21 protein-coding genes are annotated in these 20,005 nt (G+C 71.3%); 17 read left to right on the forward strand and 4 right to left on the reverse strand.

What is annotated here, in order from left to right:
- The 4 genes from B073_RS0117410 to B073_RS0117425 form a co-directional block, all read left to right on the forward strand.
- A partial coding sequence (locus B073_RS0117410) for an Hsp70 family protein (protein WP_018539366.1) occupies window positions 1–747 on the forward strand: 747 nt, incomplete at its 5' end.
- Entirely contained in the window at window positions 744–1,430 is a 687-nt protein-coding gene (grpE, locus tag B073_RS0117415; RefSeq protein WP_018539367.1) for a nucleotide exchange factor GrpE, read from the forward strand. The genes B073_RS0117410 and grpE, both read left to right, overlap by 4 nt.
- 45 nt (window positions 1,431–1,475) lie before the next feature.
- Window positions 1,476–2,648, forward strand: a complete 1,173-nt coding sequence (gene dnaJ, locus B073_RS0117420) for a molecular chaperone DnaJ (protein ID WP_018539368.1) — start codon at window positions 1,476–1,478, stop codon at window positions 2,646–2,648.
- 1 nt (window position 2,649) lies between these two features.
- Entirely contained in the window at window positions 2,650–3,105 is a 456-nt protein-coding gene (locus B073_RS0117425; protein WP_026247484.1) for a heat shock protein transcriptional repressor HspR, read from the forward strand.
- A gap of 69 nt (window positions 3,106–3,174) precedes the next feature.
- On the opposite strand, the gene B073_RS0117430 is transcribed toward B073_RS0117425, so the two are convergent.
- The 3 genes from B073_RS0117430 to B073_RS0117440 form a co-directional block, all read right to left on the reverse strand.
- Window positions 3,175–3,579 (reverse strand): hypothetical protein, encoded by a 405-nt coding sequence (locus B073_RS0117430; RefSeq protein ID WP_018539370.1) that lies wholly within the window; start codon window positions 3,577–3,579, stop codon window positions 3,175–3,177.
- A 468-nt stretch (window positions 3,580–4,047) separates the two neighbouring features.
- Window positions 4,048–4,452 carry a pyridoxamine 5'-phosphate oxidase family protein gene (locus B073_RS0117435; RefSeq protein WP_018539371.1) on the reverse strand — a complete coding sequence of 135 codons (405 nt, stop codon included), beginning with the start codon at window positions 4,450–4,452 and terminating at the stop codon, window positions 4,048–4,050.
- A 42-nt stretch (window positions 4,453–4,494) separates the two neighbouring features.
- The gene (locus B073_RS0117440) at window positions 4,495–5,079 is read right to left on the reverse strand and encodes a Uma2 family endonuclease (RefSeq protein WP_018539372.1); all 585 of its coding nucleotides are present in this window, start codon (window positions 5,077–5,079) and stop codon (window positions 4,495–4,497) included.
- A gap of 181 nt (window positions 5,080–5,260) precedes the next feature.
- On the opposite strand from B073_RS0117440, the gene clpB reads away from it, so the two are divergent.
- From clpB to B073_RS0117465, 6 genes are all read left to right on the forward strand, one after another.
- Window positions 5,261–7,918: an ATP-dependent chaperone ClpB gene (gene clpB, locus B073_RS0117445; RefSeq protein ID WP_018539373.1), complete on the forward strand. Its 2,658-nt coding sequence runs from the start codon at window positions 5,261–5,263 to the stop codon at window positions 7,916–7,918.
- Between the two features lie 130 nt (window positions 7,919–8,048).
- Entirely contained in the window at window positions 8,049–8,582 is a 534-nt protein-coding gene (locus tag B073_RS0117450; RefSeq protein WP_018539374.1) for a YbjN domain-containing protein, read from the forward strand.
- Between the two features lie 220 nt (window positions 8,583–8,802).
- On the forward strand, window positions 8,803–9,396 hold the full coding sequence (locus B073_RS40260; RefSeq protein WP_018539375.1) for a hypothetical protein: 594 nt from the start codon (window positions 8,803–8,805) through the stop codon (window positions 9,394–9,396).
- A complete protein-coding gene (locus B073_RS42825; protein WP_018539376.1) occupies window positions 9,393–10,397 on the forward strand; it encodes a hypothetical protein in 1,005 nt (334 codons plus the stop codon). The genes B073_RS40260 and B073_RS42825 overlap by 4 nt, the downstream gene beginning before the upstream one ends.
- Before the next feature lie 30 nt (window positions 10,398–10,427).
- Complete coding sequence (locus B073_RS0117460; protein ID WP_158690148.1) at window positions 10,428–10,757, forward strand: hypothetical protein; 330 nt, start codon at window positions 10,428–10,430, stop codon at window positions 10,755–10,757.
- A 29-nt stretch (window positions 10,758–10,786) separates the two neighbouring features.
- On the forward strand, window positions 10,787–11,515 hold the full coding sequence (locus B073_RS0117465) for a hypothetical protein (RefSeq protein WP_018539378.1): 729 nt from the start codon (window positions 10,787–10,789) through the stop codon (window positions 11,513–11,515).
- Between the two features lie 81 nt (window positions 11,516–11,596).
- Here the strand turns inward: B073_RS0117465 and B073_RS0117470 are convergent, their stop codons facing one another.
- Window positions 11,597–12,790, reverse strand: a complete 1,194-nt coding sequence (locus B073_RS0117470) for a pyridoxal phosphate-dependent aminotransferase (RefSeq protein WP_018539379.1) — start codon at window positions 12,788–12,790, stop codon at window positions 11,597–11,599.
- 227 nt (window positions 12,791–13,017) lie between these two features.
- On the opposite strand from B073_RS0117470, the gene B073_RS47190 reads away from it, so the two are divergent.
- The 7 genes from B073_RS47190 to fbaA all read left to right on the forward strand — a co-directional run bounded on the left by B073_RS47190 (window position 13,018) and on the right by fbaA (window position 19,922).
- On the forward strand, window positions 13,018–13,335 hold the full coding sequence (locus tag B073_RS47190) for a hypothetical protein (RefSeq protein WP_420706443.1): 318 nt from the start codon (window positions 13,018–13,020) through the stop codon (window positions 13,333–13,335).
- Window positions 13,336–13,786: 451 nt separating this feature from the next.
- Window positions 13,787–14,305, forward strand: coding sequence for a DUF2617 family protein (locus B073_RS0117480; RefSeq protein WP_018539381.1), 519 nt, complete (start codon window positions 13,787–13,789; stop codon window positions 14,303–14,305).
- Window positions 14,306–14,427: 122 nt separating this feature from the next.
- Window positions 14,428–16,158: a polyamine aminopropyltransferase gene (locus tag B073_RS0117485; protein WP_018539382.1), complete on the forward strand. Its 1,731-nt coding sequence runs from the start codon at window positions 14,428–14,430 to the stop codon at window positions 16,156–16,158.
- A gap of 113 nt (window positions 16,159–16,271) precedes the next feature.
- Window positions 16,272–17,156, forward strand: a complete 885-nt coding sequence (locus B073_RS0117490; RefSeq protein ID WP_018539383.1) for an SRPBCC domain-containing protein — start codon at window positions 16,272–16,274, stop codon at window positions 17,154–17,156.
- 64 nt (window positions 17,157–17,220) lie between these two features.
- Window positions 17,221–18,066, forward strand: a complete 846-nt coding sequence (locus B073_RS0117495; protein WP_018539384.1) for an aldose 1-epimerase — start codon at window positions 17,221–17,223, stop codon at window positions 18,064–18,066.
- A 42-nt stretch (window positions 18,067–18,108) separates the two neighbouring features.
- On the forward strand, window positions 18,109–18,651 hold the full coding sequence (pyrE, locus tag B073_RS0117500) for an orotate phosphoribosyltransferase (RefSeq protein WP_018539385.1): 543 nt from the start codon (window positions 18,109–18,111) through the stop codon (window positions 18,649–18,651).
- A 248-nt stretch (window positions 18,652–18,899) separates the two neighbouring features.
- On the forward strand, window positions 18,900–19,922 hold the full coding sequence (fbaA, locus tag B073_RS0117505) for a class II fructose-bisphosphate aldolase (RefSeq protein ID WP_018539386.1): 1,023 nt from the start codon (window positions 18,900–18,902) through the stop codon (window positions 19,920–19,922).
- Window positions 19,923–20,005 lie beyond the last annotated feature (83 nt).

The following is a 20,005-nucleotide window of genomic DNA, read 5'->3' on the forward strand; positions in this document are numbered from 1 at the left end:
ATCGAGACCAAGGGCGGCATCATGACCAAGCTGATCGAGCGCAACACCACGATCCCGACGAAGCGTTCGGAGATCTTCACCACGGCCGAGGACAACCAGCCGTCCGTGCAGATCCAGGTCTACCAGGGCGAGCGCGAGATCGCGGCGTACAACAAGAAGCTCGGGATGTTCGAGCTGACCGGTCTGCCGCCGGCGCCGCGCGGCGTCCCGCAGATCGAGGTCTCCTTCGACATCGACGCCAACGGCATCATGCACGTGACCGCCAAGGACCTGGGCACGGGCAAGGAGCAGAAGATGACCGTCACCGGCGGCTCCTCGCTGCCGAAGGACGAGGTCGACCGGATGCGTGAGGAGGCCGAGCGGTACGCGGAGGAGGACCACAAGCGCCGCGAGGCCGCCGAGACCCGCAACCAGGGCGAGCAGCTGGTCTACCAGACCGAGAAGTTCCTCAAGGACAACGAGGACAAGGTGCCCGCCGAGGTCAAGACCGAGGTCGAGACCGCCGTCGGCGAGCTGAAGGAGAAGCTCAAGGGCGAGGACACCGCCGAGATCCGCACCGCGTCGGAGAAGGTCGCGGCCGTCTCGCAGAAGCTGGGCCAGGCCATGTACGCCGACGCCCAGGCCGCCCAGGGCGCGGCCGGCGGCGAGGGCGCGCAGGCCGGCGGCCAGCAGCCCAAGGCCGAGGACGACGTCGTCGACGCCGAGATCGTCGACGACGAGAAGCCCAAGAAGGACGGTGCGGCGTGACGGAGGAGACCCCGGGCTTCGAGGAGAAGCCCGACGTCCCTTCCGATGCCGCTTCCGAAGACGCGGCACGGGCCGAGTCCGCCGACACGGCGGGCTCGGCCCCGGCCGGGGACGTCCAGGACGTAGCGCTCCAGGCCCAGCTGGACCAGGTGCGCACCGCGCTCAACGAGCGCACCGCCGACCTCCAGCGGCTCCAGGCGGAGTACCAGAACTACCGCCGCCGGGTGGAGCGCGACCGCGTGACGGTCAAGGAGGTCGCGGTCGCCAACCTGCTCTCCGAGCTGCTGCCGGTGCTCGACGACATCGGCCGGGCCCGGGAGCACGGCGAACTGGTCGGCGGCTTCAAGTCGGTCGGCGAGTCGCTGGAGACCGTGGTCGCCAAGCTCGGCCTGCAGCAGTTCGGCAAGGAGGGCGAGCCCTTCGACCCGACGATCCACGAAGCGCTGATGCACTCGTACGCGCCGGACGTCACGGAGACGACATGCGTCGCCATCCTGCAGCCCGGGTATCGCATCGGTGAGCGCACGATCCGCCCCGCGCGGGTCGCGGTCGCCGAGCCGCAGCCGGGCGCGCAGGGCGCCAAGTCCGCCTCCGACGAGGACGCCAAGGGTGCCAAGGGCGGCAAGGGAGCCAAGGGTGCCAAGGCTGCGGACAAGGAGAACGGTGGCCCGGACGAGGGCTGATGTACGGGCCGACGTGACGACCGCCCGGAAGGAGGGACGTCGGGGATGAGCACCAAGGACTTCGTCGAGAAGGACTACTACAAGGTCCTCGGCGTCCCGAAGGACGCCACCGAGGCGGAGATCAAGAAGGCGTACCGCAAGCTGGCCCGGGAGAACCACCCGGACGCCAACAAGGGCGACGCCAAGGCCGAGGAGCGCTTCAAGGAGATCTCCGAGGCCAACGACGTACTCGGCGACGCCAAGCGCCGCAAGGAGTACGACGAGGCCCGGGCGCTGTTCGGCAACGGCGGCTTCCGGGCCGGCCCCGGCGGGGGCGGGAGCTTCAACTTCGACCTCGGCGACCTCTTCGGGGGCGCCGGGGGCGCGGGCGGCTCCGGCGGTTTCGGCGGCGGGCTCGGGGACGTCTTCGGCGGCCTGTTCAACCGCGGCGGCGGCGCCGGCACCCGTACGCAGCCGCGCCGAGGCCAGGACATCGAGTCCGAGGTGACGCTCAGCTTCACCGAGGCGGTCGACGGGGCCACGGTCCCGCTGCGGATGTCCAGCCAGGCGCCCTGCAAGGCGTGCTCCGGCACCGGCGACAAAAACGGTACGCCTCGGGTCTGCCCGACCTGTGTCGGCACCGGCCAGGTCAGCCGGGGCGCGGGCGGCGGCTTCTCGCTCACCGACCCGTGCGCCGACTGCAAGGGCCGCGGCCTGATCGCCCAGGAGCCCTGCGAGGTCTGCAAGGGCAGCGGGCGCGCGTCCAGCGCCCGCACGATGCAGGTCCGCATCCCCGCGGGCGTCTCGGACGGGCAGCGCATCCGGCTGCGCGGCAAGGGCGGCCCCGGCGAGCACGGCGGTCCGGCCGGTGATCTGTACGTGGTCGTCCATGTGGGCGCCCACCCGGTCTTCGGCCGCAAGGGCGACAACCTCACCGTCACGGTGCCGGTCACCTTCCCGGAGGCCGCGCTCGGCGGCGAGATCAAGGTGCCGACGCTGGGCGGCCCGGCGGTCACGCTCAAGCTGCCGGCCGGCACGCCCAACGGACGCACGATGCGGGCCCGCGGCAAGGGCGCGGCCCGCAAGGACGGCACCCGCGGTGATCTGCTGGTCACCATAGAGGTCGTCGTTCCCGGGGACCTCGGCGACAAGGCGAAGGAAGCGCTGGAGTCCTATCGCGAGGCGACCGCGGGCCCCGACCCGCGGGCGGAGCTGTTCCAGGCCGCGAAGGGAGCATGAGATGGACAGCCGGGGCGGGCAGCGTCGTAACCCCTTTGAACTGACCGACGAATCGCCGGTGTACGTCATCTCCGTCGCGGCCCAGCTCTCCGGCCTGCACCCGCAGACCCTGCGGCAGTACGACCGCCTGGGCCTGGTCTCGCCCGACCGCACGGCCGGGCGGGGCCGGCGCTACTCCGCCCGCGACATCGAACTGCTGCGTACCGTCCAGCAGTTGTCGCAGGAGGAGGGCATCAACCTCGCCGGCATCAAGCGCATCATCGAGCTGGAGAACCAGGTCGCGGCCCTCCAGCAGCGGGTCGCCGAGCTGCAGGGCGCCCTGGAGGGCGCGGCCAGCGCGATGCGGCAGCGGGAGGCGGCGGTGCACGCCTCCTACCGTCGCGACCTGGTGCCGTATCAGGACGTGCAGCAGTCCAGTGCGCTGGTGGTCTGGCGGCCCAAGCGGTCCTCCGAGTAGGGCCGTTGCGGACGCGACGAAGGGCCGGGGTGGGCACACCACCCCGGCCCTTCGCCGTGCCGCCGGCGGTCAGCAGCCGTTGTACCCCGCTGTCGGCATCGACAGCCGCCGGTGCACCTGCGACTTCATCGCCAGGGTGTAGACCGGTTCGTCCAGGTCGGCGGTCTCCAGCCGGACCCCCGCGGCCGCGCACCGCGCGCCGAACTCCTCGGCGCCGTCGATGGCGTACTCCAGCGCCCGCCGGTTGGGCGTGACGAACACATCGACCAGGCCCTCTTCGACGTCGTGCCACAGCGCGCCGTGGTCGGCGCGCAGCTGGTGCAGGCTGAGCTGGCAGGTCAGGCGGTAGTCACGGGCCGCCGCCCACTGTTTGCACATGGCGTGCTGGCTGCGGTCGTCGACCAGGAACGGATCCTCGTCCAGTTCGGACAGCGGCATCAGGCAGGCGATCGCCGTCACTCGGACCGAGTTCATCGTGCCCTCCGGGGCGTGGCGACTGTGGGGGCGACGATACCCCCGCCGGAGGCCCGGGGTGGAGGGGCGACGCCGGGCGGCGAGGCATATCCGCAGGCGTGGCAGATCTTCCAGCCGTCCTGGTTCACGGCCAACTGGCCGCCGCAGCGGGGGCAGTTCTCCGCGGACGGGCGGGGGCGGACCGTCCGCCTGCGGGGGCGACGGCGCGGAACGGTCGTCGTGGTGCTGCCCAATGCCGACGCCATGCGGCCTCCAGCTGCCGTCTTTGTGCCCGGGACAGGTCCGTTGCCGCTCGTCGTTGCGCGGAGGTGTTCGGTTCCTGTCGTTCTTGAGTACCAGGTGGGCGCGCGTCGGCGGATCCACGGGGTCCGGTTTCGGCCAGGTCCGGACCTGGCCACGGCGGCGGGGAGTACGGGGCGTACGAGCTTTACGGGGCGGGGTGTCGGCAGAAGGGGCCGTGGCGGGCCTTCAGACCCGGCCGAGCGCCTTGGTCACCGCGATCTCGATCATGACGCGGTCGGGGTTGGGCTCCGGGGTCCGGCCGTACCGCTCGGCGTACCGGCGCACCGCGTCGGCCACCGTCACGGCGTCCGTCCGCACCCGGGCGACGCCCTCCAGGGTCGCCCAGCGGCCGCGGTCCACCTGGCAGACCGCCACCCGCGCCCCGTCGGCGCCGGCCGCGAGGATGTTCCTGACCTTGGTGCTGTCCTTGCGCGTGATGATCCGCGCGATCCGCTGCCCGGCGTCGTAGGTCACACCGACCGGGACGACGTGTGGGGTGCCGTCGGTCCGCAGGGTCGTGAGGGTCGGCATCTGGTACTCGCCCCAGAAGGCGAGGTACTCGGGGGAGAGGGCGGAGAGGTCGTGGGCCATGGGGGCCAGGGTAGTTGGCACGGTGCCCGGCCGGTCATGGCATCACAGGAAGTCGGCCGTCTCCAGGTCGAAGGAGAAGGGGGCGGGGAGGGGGAGGGGTGTGCCGAAGCGGACGGAGTGCCGCACCAGATAGTCGCCGTCGGACGGCCGGCTGTGGAGCGTGGCGGTGGCCCGTTCGCGGTCGATCAGCAGATAGAGCGGGACGGCCCCGAGGGCGTAGCTGCGGCACTTGGCGATCCGGTCGAGCTCCGGCCGGTCGCCGGTGATCTCGGCGACCATCCTGAGTTCTCCGTCTGGGCGCCACCACGGTGGTGCGCCCCGGAATTCCCGGCGGCCCACGACCGTCAGGTCAGGGATCAGGTGGTTGTCCGGGTGCGGGCCGTGCGAGGGCAGGACCAGGCCCTTGCGGGCGGAGATGCTGATCTCGGGGCACTCCCGTACCAGTTGCCTGGTGAGTTCGCTCCAGCAGTGCTCATGCCTGCCTTCCTGGGCCGTTGTCACCACCATCTCCCCCTCGACCAGCTGGGCCCTGATGACCTCCGGTGCTGCCGCGTCCAGCTCGTGGAAGATCTCCAGCAGGATGGCGGACTGCTGGTCGACGTCGTACGCCGTGCGCTCTGCGGTCATGAGCGTCAGCGTGCCGCGCGGCCGCCTGCCCTGCGGCGAAAGCGGCAAGGTTCACCCGCGGGAGAACCGGCATCCGAAAAGACATTGAGTGGAATAGACTCAACTTATCGCACGTTGGCAACGTCAGGATTGGATAGGGAGGCGCACCGAGCGCCGGATCGCACGAGGAGGAAAAGGCAGAGTGGACGCCGAGCTGACCAACAAGAGCCGGGAGGCGCTGAGCGCCGCCAGTGAGCGGGCGGTCGCCGCCGGGCACGCGGACATGACGTCCGCGCACCTGCTGCTCGCGCTGCTCGCCGGGCAGGACAACGAGAACGTCATGGACCTGCTGGCGGCCGTCGAGGCGGACGCCGCCCAGCTGCGGTCCGGTGCCGAGCGGCAGCTCGCCGGGCTGCCCAGCGTCCAGGGCTCGACCGTGGCCCCGCCGCAGCCGGACCGCGAGCTGCTCGCCGTCATCGCCGACGCCGCGCAGCGCGCCAAGGAGCTGGGCGACGCCTACATCTCCACCGAGCATCTGCTCGTCGGCATCGCCGCCAAGGGCGGCCGCACCGGTGAGCTGCTGGAGCAGCAGGGCGCCACCGCCAAGAAGCTGCTGGCCGCCTTCGAGGCGAGCCGCGGCACCCAGCGGGTGACCACCCCGGACCCGGAGGGCACGTACAAGGCGCTGGAGAAGTTCGGCACGGACTTCACCGCGGCGGCCCGCGAGGGCAAGCTCGACCCGGTCATCGGCCGGGACCAGGAGATCCGCCGCGTGGTGCAGGTGCTCTCCCGCCGGACCAAGAACAACCCCGTGCTGATCGGCGAGCCGGGCGTCGGCAAGACGGCCGTCGTCGAGGGGCTGGCCCAGCGGATCGTCAAGGGCGACGTCCCCGAGTCGCTGCGCGACAAGCGGCTGGTCGCCCTCGACCTGGGCGCGATGGTCGCCGGCGCGAAGTACCGCGGCGAGTTCGAGGAGCGGCTGAAGACCGTCCTGGCCGAGATCAAGGCCAGTGAGGGGCAGATCATCACGTTCATCGACGAGCTGCACACGGTCGTCGGCGCGGGCGCCGGCGGCGACTCGGCCATGGACGCGGGCAACATGCTCAAGCCGATGCTGGCCCGCGGCGAGCTGCGGATGGTCGGCGCGACCACCCTCGACGAGTACCGCGAGCGGATCGAGAAGGACCCGGCGCTGGAGCGGCGCTTCCAGCAGGTGCTGGTCGCCGAGCCGACCGTCGAGGACACGGTGGCGATCCTGCGCGGCCTCAAGGGGCGCTACGAGGCGCACCACAAGGTCCAGATCGCCGACTCCGCGCTGGTCGCCGCGGCCACCCTCTCCGACCGCTACATCACCTCCCGCTTCCTCCCCGACAAGGCCATCGACCTGGTCGACGAGGCGGCCTCCCGGCTCCGGATGGAGATCGACTCCTCCCCCGTCGAGATCGACGAGCTCCAGCGCGCCGTGGACCGCCTGAAGATGGAGGAGCTGGCGCTGCGCAATGAGACCGACGCCGGCTCGGTGGCGCGGCTGGAGAAGCTGCGCAAGGACCTCGCCGACAAGGAGGAGGAGCTGCGCGGCCTGACCGCTCGCTGGGAGAAGGAGAAGCAGAGCCTCAACCGCGTCGGCGAGCTCAAGGAGCGCCTCGACGACCTGCGCGGCCAGGCCGAGCGCGCCCAGCGCGACGGCGACTTCGACACCGCCTCCAAGCTGCTGTACGGGGAGATCCCGTCCCTGGAGCGGGAGCTGGAGGAGGCCGCCCGGGCGGAGGCCGAGCAGGAGGCGGCCAAGGGCACCGGCGCCGCCAAGGAGTCGATGGTCAAGGAGGAGGTCGGCCCGGACGACATCGCGGACGTGGTCGGCTCCTGGACGGGCATCCCGGCCGGGCGCCTGCTGGAGGGCGAGACCCAGAAGCTGCTGCGCATGGAGGAGGAGCTCGGCAAGCGGCTGGTCGGCCAGAGCGAGGCGGTCGCCGCCGTCTCCGACGCGGTGCGCCGCACCCGCGCCGGCATCGCCGACCCGGACCGGCCCACGGGTTCGTTCCTCTTCCTCGGCCCGACCGGCGTCGGCAAGACGGAGCTGGCCAAGGCGCTGGCGGACTTCCTCTTCGACGACGAGCGGGCGATGGTCCGGATCGACATGTCGGAGTACGGCGAGAAGCACAGCGTGGCCCGGCTGGTCGGCGCGCCCCCCGGTTACGTCGGCTACGAGGAGGGCGGCCAGCTCACCGAGGCGGTGCGCCGCCGCCCGTACAGCGTCGTGCTGCTCGACGAGGTGGAGAAGGCGCACCACGAGGTCTTCGACATCCTGCTGCAGGTGCTCGACGACGGCCGGCTCACCGACGGCCAGGGCCGCACCGTCGACTTCCGCAACACCATCCTCATCCTCACCTCCAACCTCGGCTCGAACTTCCTGATGGACCCGCTGCTGAAGGAGGAGCAGAAGAAGGAGAAGGTGCTTCAGACGGTCCGGTCCGCCTTCCGCCCCGAGTTCCTCAACCGCCTGGACGACCTGGTCGTCTTCCACCCGCTCGGCACCGAGCAGCTGCAGCGGATCGCCCGGATCCAGCTGGACCACCTCCAGCGCCGCCTGGGCGACCGCCGGCTCACCCTGGACGTCACCGACCGGGCGCTGGCCTGGCTCGCCTGGCTGGGAACGGAACCGGTCGTGGACGCGCCCGCCCCGGACCTCTCCTACGGCGCCCGTCCGCTGCGCCGCCTGATCCAGACGGCCATCGGCGACCAGCTGGCCCGCGCCATCCTGGCGGGCGACGTGCTCGACGGGGACACGGTCCGGGTGGACGTGGACACCGCCGGCGACGGCGAGCGCCTGTCGGTCGCGGCGGTCCGCGCCGCGGCCTGACGGCCTGACGGCCGGACGCCGCGCCGCCGCCCCCGCCTCCCCCCGTATGCGCCGCTCCGCCGTCCCGGGGTTGCCAGGACCGGGCGCGTATGGGGGAGGATGGCAGAGACCATACGAAGGGAATTCCACGGTGAGCATCGACCCGTCCTCGATTCCGAATTTCGGGGGCCAGCCCGAACCTCAGCCGTCGGGGCCTGAGGGTCCCGTCGTCCCCGACCAGGACCTGGTCAAGCAGCTCCTTGAGCAGATGGAGCTGAAGTACGTCGTCGACGAGGAGGGTGACCTCGCCGCCCCGTGGGAGCAGTTCCGCACGTACTTCATGTTCCGCGGTGAGGCGGAGCAGGAGATCTTCTCCGTCCGTACGTTCTACGACCGTGTCCACGGCATCGAAGAGAAGCTGAAGCTGCTGGAGGCGATCGACGACTGGAACCGTCGGACGCTCTGGCCGAAGGTGTACACCCACACCCACGACGACGGCAGTGTCCGTCTGATCGGTGAGGCATCGATGCTGGTCGGCACCGGTGTCTCGCTCGAACACTTTGTGTCGAGCACGGTCAGCTGGGTGCGTGCCTCGATCGAATTCGACAGGTGGCTCGTCGAGCAGCTCGGTCTGGAGGCCGAGATCGAAGGCGACGCCGACAAGCCGGGCGACGACGAGGACTGACTCCGTCCCGCACCCGGCTGCGCGGGCCCCGGTACCGATCCTTTCGGCACCGGGGCCCGCGTGTGGGTGCGGGCGGGGGCGGGCAGGGGCGACTGTTTCGCAGCTGAACGAGGTTTGATCGTCTTCTATCAGGCGCGGAACCATTGCGGCGCGTTTCTCGTCCGTATGCATGCGCATGTGCATGGCGGGCGCATGCGGAGCATGAGGGGGAGACCGGCCGGTGTCGATCGAGCTGCCTGGCGAACTTGTCTGGATCATGGACCTGATGGGTCTGGAATGGCCCGATATCGACGAGGACGAGCTACGTGCCTGGGCGGGCCATGTCCGCGAATTCGGCCAGGGGCTGAAGGAGAGCCACGACGGCACGGACTCCTTGGTGAAGGAGTTGTCGGAGGCGTACGAGGGCGCTTCCTACGAGGCGCTGCTCAGCCGTTGGGGACAGGCGTCCACCGGGCACATGACCGTGCTCACCAACGGCTGCGAGGTGCTGGCGACCGCCCTGGAGGCCGCGGCCGTGGGGGTCGTCGTGGCCAAGGGGGTCGTGATCGCCCAGCTGGTGGTCACGGCGGTCGAGATGATCGCGGCGGCCGAGGCGGCGGTGGCGACGCTGGGCATAGCCGCCGCCGCGGAGGCCGGGATCATCGAGGTCGGGAAGCGGCTCGTCCGCGCGGCCATCCAGGAGATCGAGGACCTGGTCATCGGCGAACTCGTCGCCACGGCCGTCGAACCACTGCAAACCGCTATCGAGGAGGCGGTGTCCGGCCTCGTCTTCAAGGGAGTCGAGGCGGCGCTGGGTCAGGGGGGCACGGCATGAGCGGGGGGTTCCGGGCGCACCCGGAGAAGCTGGCGAGCGCGGCCAAGCGCGCGCACGGGCATGCCGAGCAGGTGGAGCACCACTCGCGCAACCTCGATGCGCGTACACGGGGAAAGATGCTCGGCCGGGGGAAGTTCGGCCAGATCATCCAGCGCGCGGTCCGGCCGGTGATCGACTCGATGATCACCGACATGTCGAAGGCGATGGCCAAGGGGCACCGGTCGATCGGCCACGGCCTGGAGATCACCAGCAAGAACCTCGATGACGCCGAGCGGGCTGTCATGCGGAGCATGAAAAACCGCGGCACCTCGCTGGGAGAGCACGGGGTGGACCTCAAGCCGGGCCAGTCCGTTCCCGGGAGGAAAGGGCTGCGCGGCCTGTACCAGCGGCGAGTGGACGAACGGGTCCAGGAACTGGACCGACAGGGCCACGGTGTCGGCCGTCACCTGAATGTGACGGACCAGCAGCTCAAGGACCGGCTCGGAACACCGGTCATGCAGGGGCCTGCGCACGCGCAGACGGTGGGCAAGGACCGCCTTGGCTATGTGCAGGGAACCGGCAAGATCGACCCGCTGCACGGCCCTGACGCACGGAACAGACTGAGTCCGCCGGACCTCTACTACGACGCGGAGAAGGGGCCTCCGAACAGGCACAAGTGCGATGCGCACGCCACCGCTTTCAGCGACGGCGAGTCATTCATGTACGCCGAACAGCATGCGCGCAGCAGACTCGACCCGTCGAATCCGGGTCAACAGGTCATTGAATTCTCCCCGAGTGAGGCGTGGGGGCCTGGTTCACATGCCGGCCGGTTCCGTGGGTTTTATATCGACCCGGATAACCCGATGCGGCACGACGGTGCCATCAACTATCGGGAAGTCAATTTCAAAGACGCGACCATCAAGGCCATCTACAGGCCGGACGGGAATGGCGGTCATCGACTGCATACCATGTTCCCGGAAGCGTCCTACAAGCACAATCGCTCCAGGCATCAAGGTATATGATGGCTTGGGGCGTTCAACGGGGAGCGGAATGTGGTGACCGCGGTGCGCTGGACGGCATGGCAGATTCCTGGATGGCGTGAGGACGAGAGGCTGCGGACTTTCTATAAGAATGCCTTTCATCCTGAGCTGATCAATGACATCGACGGCTGGAAGGGCGGCGCGACGGACGGCAGTGAACACGCGCGGCGGCTGCGGGCCAGCCTGGAGTATCTGCTGGAACAGCAGCCTGCTGACGTCGGGACCTGGCAGAGCATGACCAGGTACGCGTTCCATTCGGAGGGCGAGCTGTACGGCTATCTCCTCGCGCTGTACGAGTTCTTCTACGGCGACCGCAGAGAACCGCCCGTAGCGCCAGATTGATGTCTTCGTTCCGAGAGGAATCTCCGTATATGCCCACCAGAGACGAACTTCCGCCCCGTACCGGCCCATGGGCCACCCGGTTCGATTCCGAAGAGGCGCTGATCCAGGCCGAGGACGCCCTGCGCCAGGCCGCCCTGGAAAACCATGACCTCGCGCCGATTCTGCCGTTCGAGGATGTTTACGGGCCCTGGGACAACTGCTTGGGGAAGGCGACCGCGATCGCCATTGATCCGCGTGAGCCATACGGTCCCGACGGGGAAATCAACTACGTCCACGGTGACTTTCTCACGCAAGGGCTGTTGTACGGCGTCTACCGGCCCGCCGCCGGCGTCGGCGAGGACGGGCCGTCGAGCGCCGACGAGCTGTGGAACACCACGCTCTATCCGTACCCGGGCGGCTATCCGTACCCGGACGGCGGCCCCATCGCGCCCACCGAGGTCCCGCTGGCCGACCTCGGCCTGGACGCTCCGGGCGTGGACCGGCGCTTTGTGCATTTCTGTGCCGGGATGCTCGGTGCGGAGGCGGTGGACGATCTCGGAATGCTGCGGGACACCTTCGACTCCGCATGGCCGGACTACCGCGAGACGATCAGTGCGGGGTTGCTCCACGTCGTACGGAACCGCCCGTTGTCGGTGGACAGTTGGTATGCGCTGACTTATGTGACGTTCCCCGATCAGCAGGAACTGACGTCCTATCTCGCACAGGTCTACGCGTACCTCTTCGACGAGTTCGACGCCATGCCGGTCGCTCCCCGGTAAGCCCGCGCAGTGAGCCCGCGCACGGGGCGGACGGCCCCGGCCGTACAGCCGGGCCGGGGCCGGGAGCACGACCGCTCCGGGTCAGAGCCGCTTCAGCCGGCTCGCCGCCTCCTCCAGGACGGCGGTGCTCTTGCAGAAGGCGAAGCGCACGAAGGGGGCGCCCTCGTCCTGGTGGTCGTAGAAGACGGCGTTGGGGATGGCGACGACGCCGGCGCGCTCGGGGAGGCTGCGGCAGAAGGCGAAACCGTCCCCCTCGTGGGACCGCGCGGCTCCCAGGGGGCGGATGTCGGTGGTGATGAAGTACGTGCCGGCCGGCCGGAAGACCCCGAAGCCGGCGTCGGCGAGGCCGGCGGCGAGGATGTCGCGCTTGGCGCGCAGATCGTCGCGGAGCCCGGTGAAGTAGGAGTCGGGCAGCGCCAGCGCCTCGGCCACGGCGTACTGGAACGGGCCGGCCGAGACGTAGGTGAGGAACTGCTTGGCCGAGCGGACGGCGCTGATCAGCGCGGGCGGCGCGGTGACCCAGCCGACCTTCCAGCCGGTGAACGAGAAGGTCTTGCCGGCCGAGCCGATGGTGACGGTCCGCTCCCGCATGCCGGGGAACGACGCGAGCGGCAGATGCTCGCCCTCGAAGACCAGGTGCTCGTAGACCTCGTCGGTGATCACCAGCAGGTCGTGCTCGACGGCCAGGGCGGCGATGGTGGCCAGCTCGTCCCGGGACAGGACGGTGCCGGTGGGGTTGTGCGGGGTGTTGAGGAGGATGAGGCGGGTGTCGTCGGTGATGGCGTCGCGCAGCTCGTCCAGATCGAGGCGGTAGGTGCCGGTCTCCGCCGACGGGCGCAGCGTGACCGGGACGCGCCGGCCGCCCGCCATCGCGATGCAGGCGGCGTACGAGTCGTAGTACGGCTCCAGCGCGATCACCTGGTCACCCGGTTCGAGGAGGGCGAGCAGCGACGCGGCGATGGCCTCGGTGGCGCCGGCGGTGACCAGGACCTCGGTGTCGGGGTCGTAGGAGACCCCCAGGTGCCCGTAGAAGCGCTGCTGGTGGGCGGCGACGGCGGTGCGCAGTTCCGGGACGCCGGGGGCGGGCGGGTACTGGTTGCCGCGGCCGTCCCGGAGGGCGCGCACCGCGGCCTCCCGGACCTCCTCCGGGCCGTCGGCGTCCGGGAAGCCCTGGCCGAGGTTGATCGAGCCGGTGCGTTGGGCGAGTGCCGACATCTCGGCGAAGATCGTGGTGCCGAAGGCGGCGAGGCGGCGGTTGAGCAGCGGTCGGTCCATGGGCGCCATCCTCCGCCGAACCTCTGGAGTTCCTCAACTGTGCTTTTGAGTCGGCGCGGTCCGGGCAGGAGCCCCGCAGCAAGGACGAGGACGGCCGCCGACCAGGGCGGCCGCGCGGCGCGGGACGGCGCCGCGGTGGCGTACGGGGCGATGCTCCTCCACTGCCTGAAGGGCGTGCGAGGCGCCCCCGCGCTTCGGGGGAAGGAAAGGAGTGTGCGGCAGTGCACATGGGGTTGGCGATGTTCGCGTTGATCGCGGTGGTCGTGCTGGCGGTGCTGGGAGTGGGGGCCGTGGTCGCGCGGGGCGGCAGCCGCAAGGGGAGCGGTGCGCGCGGGGGATACGGGCGCTCGCGCAGCACCAGTGGCGGCGGGGGCAGTTGGTGGGTGGCCGGCGGCGGCGACGCAGGTTCCGGTGCGGGCGGCGGACACCACCATCACCACTCGTGCGGCGGGGGCGGCGGCCACCACGGCGGCCACCACGGCGGGCACTCCTGCGGCGGGGGCTCCTCCTGCGGCGGCGGAGGCGGCTGCGGCGGAGGTTCCTGAGCGCGCGCCCGGGGCCGCCGAGCCGCCCCACCGGCACGCGTACGCCTGTGCCCACGACCGCGGGACGCACCCGCCCGCGGTCGTGGGCACCGCGCTTTTCACCGCTGCCCCGACCCGCTTTGCACGCTTTTCGGCGCCCCCGCGCGGCCACACATGCGGGTAGCTCATGCGGCCTTGCATATGCGCCCGGCGTGTGGCGTGAAACCGCCCAACAACCTTTGTGCGATGGGGTGTTGAACAGGTGAACTGCATGGCCCTCTAGGGATGGAAACCAGGGCGAAGATGGGTAAAAACGCTGTGTGCGCCACGCCATCCGTGATTCTCTCTCCCTTGAGAATCCCCCAGTTCTCGGACCTTCGCGTGGGCACGAGCCGGCAGGCAGTCATGCATCCCTGATCCCCATCTCGGGCGGGCCGGCCCACCATCCACTGCGTGCTTGCGGAGCCGACCCATGCTCACCACCTTGAAGACGGCTTACACCGATACCCGAGCATCCGACCTGGCCTGGGCCCTGGGCAGGGAACCCCTGCCGGCGCTGGCCGTACTGGACCTTCAACTCGACGACGCCCAGGTGCAGTTGAGGCTGCTCGGGGCTTCTCATCAGGTGCTGCTCGAAGAGGAGCACGGCACGTGTTCGGAGACCGTGGCCTGTATGCCGGGCAGCAGCACCCCGTTGCCGCTGGGCGTGGCCAAACGGCTGGGCGACTGGGAGTACGAGTTCGCCGCGCACGTCGAGACGCTCTCCCGCGGCTCGTTCGCGGGGCGCGCTCAGGAGCTGCTCGCCCTGGTCGCCGAGCATCCGCACGGCCTGGCCGGCACCTTCCCGGGCTCGCCGCACGCCTTCACCGCGATGCTGGCGCAGCGCCGGCAGGGGCAGGTGCGCTGGCGCACCTGGCACGCGTATCCGCAGGAAGGGCGGCTGGTGGCGACCCGTACGCGGGTGGGGGTGCGGGCGGCGGTCGCCGTCTGACGGCGGGCCCGCCGGACCTCTGCGCACCCCGGTCGTGACCGCTTCAACTGATGCGTACGGCACGCAGACTGCACTCGTGTGGGTGACATAGGGGCACCGAATCGTCACGTAGCGTTCATGTCATGATCGACCCGCCAGAGCCTCTCGTCGCCGGCTCGCCCGGGCCGTCGGAGGCCCTGACTCCGGCGCGGCTGCCGGTGCCGTCCGCGCTCGGCCGGCTGCTGGTGCTCGCCGCGGTCTTCGTCTGCGCCGCCTGCGGCCTGGTCTACGAGCTCGAACTGGTCGCGCTGGCCAGCTACTTGATCGGCGACTCGGTCACCCAGGCGTCGGTCGTGCTGTCCTTCATGGTCTTCGCGATGGGCGTCGGGGCGCTGCTGGCCAAGCGGCTGCGCTGCCGCGCCGCGATCGGCTTCGGCGCGGTGGAGGCCGTGCTGGCGCTGGTCGGCGGCGGCTCCGCGATGGCGCTCTACGCCTGCTTCGCCTGGCTGGGCCAGTCCCGTTCCGCGCTGGTCGGCTTCTCGCTCGGCATCGGTGTGCTGATCGGCGCCGAGATACCGCTGCTGATGACGCTGATCCAGCGGGTGCGCCGGCAGGACGCCGGCGGCGCGGTGGCCGACCTTTTCGCCGCGGACTATGTGGGCGCGCTCGTCGGCGGCCTGGCCTTCCCCTTCCTTCTGCTGCCCTGCCTGGGGCAGTTGACGGGCGCGCTGGTCACCGGCGCGGTCAATCTCCTCGCCGGCGCGGTGCTGGTGCTGTGGCTCTTCGGCCGCGATCTGACGACCCGTGCGCGGTGGGCGCTGGGCGCGGTCAATGTGCTGGTGCTCGCGCTGCTGGGCGCGGGCGTGGTGCTGGCCGGACCCTTCGAGCAGGCCGCGCGCCGGGCGGTGTACGGCGCGCCGGCCCGGATCGCGGAGCAGACCGGCGTCCAGGAGGTGGTGCTCACCGGTGGCATGGGCGGTGCGCCCGGGGGCGGGGCGGGCTCGGGGCGGGGGAGGAAAGGTTCCGGCAGTCCGCTGGAGCTGTTCCTCGACGGGCGGTTGAAGGTCGACTCGGGCGACGAGCGCGTCTACCACCAGGCGCTGGTGGGCCCCGCGATGGCCGGCGGCGCGCACGGCCGGGTGCTGGTCCTGGGCGGCGGTGACGGCCTGGCCGTGCGCGAACTGCTGCGCTACCGCTCCCTCCGGTCGGTGACGGTCGTCGAGATCGACCCGGAAGTGGTGCGGCTGGCGCGCACGGACCCGGGGCTGTCCGCCCTGAACCGCCATGCGCTCGGCGACCCCCGGGTGCGGGTGGTGACCGCCGACGCCTTCAACTGGCTGCGCGGGCAGGGGCGTTCGGCCGGCCGCCGGCCGGTGCGCTACGACGTGATCGTCTCCGACCTCCCCGACCCCGGGATCACCGCCAGCACCAAGCTCTACTCCCAGGAGTTCTACGGCCTCGCCGCGCGGATGCTGGCCCCCGGCGGACGGCTGGTGGTGCACGCCGGGCCCCCGCAGGCCCGGCCGCGGACGTACTGGACGGTGGAGGCGACGCTGCGCTCGGTGGGCCTGCGGACTCTGCCGTACCGGATCCCCATCCCCGGGCGCCGCTCGGGCTTCTCGGCCGGCCCGGACCGCTCGGCCGCCTCCTTCGCCCCGCCGAACGGGCCCGGTCCGGCCGCGCTCTCCGGCACACCGCAGTACTGGGGCTTCGTCCTCACCGCTCGCCGGCCGCCCTCCCTCGGCACCGCCCCGGACGCCCCGCCCACCGCTCTCTCCCTGGGCGCCCTGCGGACCGGCCGGCGAGACGAGGCCCGGGAGCGGATCCCCGGACTGCCGCCCTCGACGCTGATGCATCCGCGCTATCTCCAGTGAGCGCCGGGCCGCGCCCCGCGCCGGTCGGCCGGGGCGGGGAGCCGCATCCCGCACACCACGGACACCGACCGGGGGTCCCCGCGGTGCTGGTGAAGGAATTAGGCTCCCATGCCATGGAGCATGAGGTGTACGTGCCGTTTCCCGTCGGGACCGTGCGACAGGCGCTCACCGAACCGGAGCGGGTGGCGCGCTGCGTCCCAGGAGTCCAGCTCGACGCCGATGCCGCCCCGCACCGCCCCGAGGGCCGGCTGCGGCTGCGCATCGGAGGCTCCACCATCACCTATCGCGGCGCGCTGACGGTCGGCGGCGGTCCGGACGACGGCCGGGGGGACGGCGCGGCGGTCGCCCCGGTGACCATCGAGGCGAACGGCACCGAGACCCGGGGCGACGGGACCGTGGCGCTGACGCTGACCGTCCGGCCGACCCCGGCCGCCGAGCCCGGTCCCGGGACGACGCTGGTGTGCACCGGCACGGTCCGCAGCGAGGGACGGCTGGCCGCCGCCGACGGCCGGTCCGCCGCGGCCGCCGGCCGGCGCCTGCTGGACCGTTTCGCGGAGAACCTCGCGGCGGATCTGACGGACCGCCCGGTCACGGAGGCGCCGGAGGAGGCCCCCGGGCCGGTGGCGCCGGGCCTCTTCGACACCGAGGTCCCGCCCTCGTCCCTCGATCCGCTCGCCGACGTCGACGACGCCCTGGAGGAGGCCGCGTTCGGCGCCGAAGACGTCGAAGACGTCGAAGACGAGGACGGGCCGGGTGCCACCGGCGATCCGGAGGAGCTGTCCGGCGTCGTGCCCGCGGAGGCCGCGCACGCCCGCCGGACGATGATCGGGCGCAGCGCGGAGGAGGTGGACCACGCGCCGCCGCGCGGCCGGTACGCGCCGGTGCCCGCGCCGGAGCCCGGCGGCAGCTCGGTGCCGCTGCGCTGGGCGGCGCCCGCCGCCGCGGTGGTGCTGGCCTCGGCCGTGGTGGTCGGCCGGGTGCTGCGGCGGCGCCGCTGACGCGGCGGTCCGCCCACCGTCCGGATACCGGCGTGCGGCCGGGCACACCATTAGGGTCGCTTCCGTGAGCACCGAGAACACCACGCAGAGCGCGGCGCGGGAGCGCGGCGCGGACGGCGTACTCCTGTCCGCCGGGGACGCCGAACTGACCGTTCACCCGGACAACGGCTGCCGGATCGGCAGCCTGCGCGTCGGCGGCACGGAACTGCTGCGGCAGGGCGACAAGTACGGCTGCTTCCCGATGGTCCCGTGGTGCGGCCGGATCGACCAGGGACGGTTCCGCAACGGCGGCGAGCTGCACCAGATGCCGGTCAACTCCTCGCCGCACGCCATCCACGGCACCGGCCGCGACCTCCGCTGGCGCACCGCGCGCGCCGACGACACCGGGGCCGCCTTCACCTACGACCTGGCCGACCCCGCGGCCCCCTGGCCGTATCCGGGGACCGTCACCCAGGTCGTCGAGCTGGCCGAGGACGGCGGTTCGCTCACGCTGAGCATGGGCGTCGAGGCGGCCGGCGACTCCTTCCCGGCGCAGGCCGGCTGGCACCCGTGGTTCCTGCGCAACCTCGGCGAGGGCGGCGACGTCCGCATCGACTTCGCCCCCGAGTGGCAGGAGGAGCGGGGGCAGGACCACCTCCCGACCGGTCGTCGGATCACGCCGAAGCCCGGCCCCTGGGACGACTGCTTCGGGATGCCGCGCGGCGTCGAGGTGACGCTGACCTGGCCGGACCGGCTGGAGCTGACGGTCTCCAGCCGCGCCGAATGGGTCGTGGTCTACGACGAGCAGGAGGCGGCGGTCTGCGTGGAGCCGCAGTCCGGCCCGCCGAACGGGCTGAACACCGCCCCGCGCCTGGTCACCCCGATCGATCCGCTGGAGATCTCCACGACCTGGAGCTGGCGTGCCCTGTAGCCGCGGACGCCGTGGTGAGGGCGCTGTCCTAAGCTCGTGCGCATGACTGACGACGTGCGCGGCGAGCTGCTGCAGCAGATCAAGGACAAGGCCGTGGTGCACGGCAAGGTGACGCTCTCCTCCGGCAAGGAGGCCGACTACTACATCGACCTGCGCCGGATCACCCTCGACAGCCAGGCGGCGCCGCTGGTCGGTCAGCTGATGCTCGACCTCACCGCCGAGCTGGACTTCGACGCGGTCGGCGGTCTGACGCTCGGTGCCGACCCGGTGGCGACGTCGATGCTGCACGCCGCCGCCGCCCGCGGCCGCCGGCTGGACGCCTTCGTCGTCCGCAAGGCGCAGAAGGCCCACGGCATGCAGCGCCGGATCGAGGGCCCGGACATCACGGGCCGCCGGGTCCTGGTCGTCGAGGACACCTCCACCACCGGCGGCTCGCCGCTGACCGCCGTCGAGGCGGCGCGGGAGGCCGGCGCCGAGGTCGTTGCGGTGGCGACGATCGTCGACCGGGGCGCCGCCTCGGCCATCGCCGACGCCGGGCTCCCCTACCTCACCGGCTACCAGCTCGGCGACCTCGGCCTGGGCTGACGACCCGATCGGGTCGTTCTCGCCGATCTGTGGCATTGCCCACGGCCCGGTGTTTCACGTGAAACAGGGCAGTGTTTCACGTGAAACGCCGTCTGCCGTGGCACGGCACACCGCGTCCCGTACCCGGCCGGCGGCCGCACGGGCGATGTGGAGCAATCCAGTGAGTCTGGGAAGATGTGCCACGGCGAAGTCGTCGCCCCCTGGTCAGGGCCAAGAACGCACACCCCGCACACACAAGGAGCGGACAGATGCCCATCGCAACCCCTGAGGTCTACAACGAGATGCTGGACCGGGCGAAGGCAGGCAAGTTCGCCTACCCGGCCATCAACGTGACCTCCTCGCAGACCCTGCACGCTGCGCTGCGCGGTTTCGCCGAGGCCGAGAGCGACGGCATCATCCAGATTTCCACCGGTGGTGCGGAGTTCCTGGGCGGCCAGTACAGCAAGGACATGGTCACCGGTGCGGTGGCGCTGGCCGAGTTCGCGCACGTGGTCGCCGAGAAGTACGGCGTCAACATCGCCCTGCACACCGACCACTGCCCCAAGGACAAGCTGGACGGCTACGTCCGCCCGCTGATCGCGATCTCCGAGGAGCGCGTCAAGGCCGGCCGCAACCCGCTCTTCCAGTCGCACATGTGGGACGGCTCCGCCGAGACCCTCGTCGACAACCTCGCCATCGCGCAGGAGCTGCTGCCCCGCGCCGCCGCCGCCAAGATCATTCTTGAGGTCGAGATCACCCCGACCGGTGGCGAGGAGGACGGCGTCACCCACGAGATCAACGACGAGCTCTACACCACGGTCGAGGACGCGCTGCGCACCGCCGAGGCGCTGGGCCTGGGCGAGCAGGGCCGCTACCTCCTCGCCGCCTCCTTCGGCAACGTCCACGGCGTCTACAAGCCGGGCAACGTCGTGCTCCGCCCCGAGCTGCTGAAGGACCTCCAGGAGGGCGTCGGCGCGAAGTACGGCAAGGCGTCGCCGTTCGACTTCGTCTTCCACGGCGGCTCCGGCTCCACCGAGGAGGAGATCGCCACCGCGCTGGAGAACGGCGTGGTCAAGATGAACCTCGACACCGACACCCAGTACGCCTTCACCCGCCCGGTCGCGGACCACATGTTCCGCAACTACGACGGTGTGCTGAAGGTCGACGGCGAGGTCGGCAACAAGAAGACCTACGACCCGCGCACCTGGGGCAAGCAGGCCGAGGCCGGTATGGCCAAGCGCGTCACCGAGGCGTGCGCCAACCTGCGCTCCACGGGCACCAAGCTGAAGTAGCCGCCCGGCGGCTTCCCGGGCCCCGCAGCCGTACCGGTTTGCGGGGCCCTTCGCCGTCCGTGGGGCGGGCGCCCTTGGAACGG

This window comes from Streptomyces sp. MspMP-M5 (genome assembly GCF_000373585.1).
Lineage (GTDB): Bacteria > Actinomycetota > Actinomycetes > Streptomycetales > Streptomycetaceae > Streptomyces.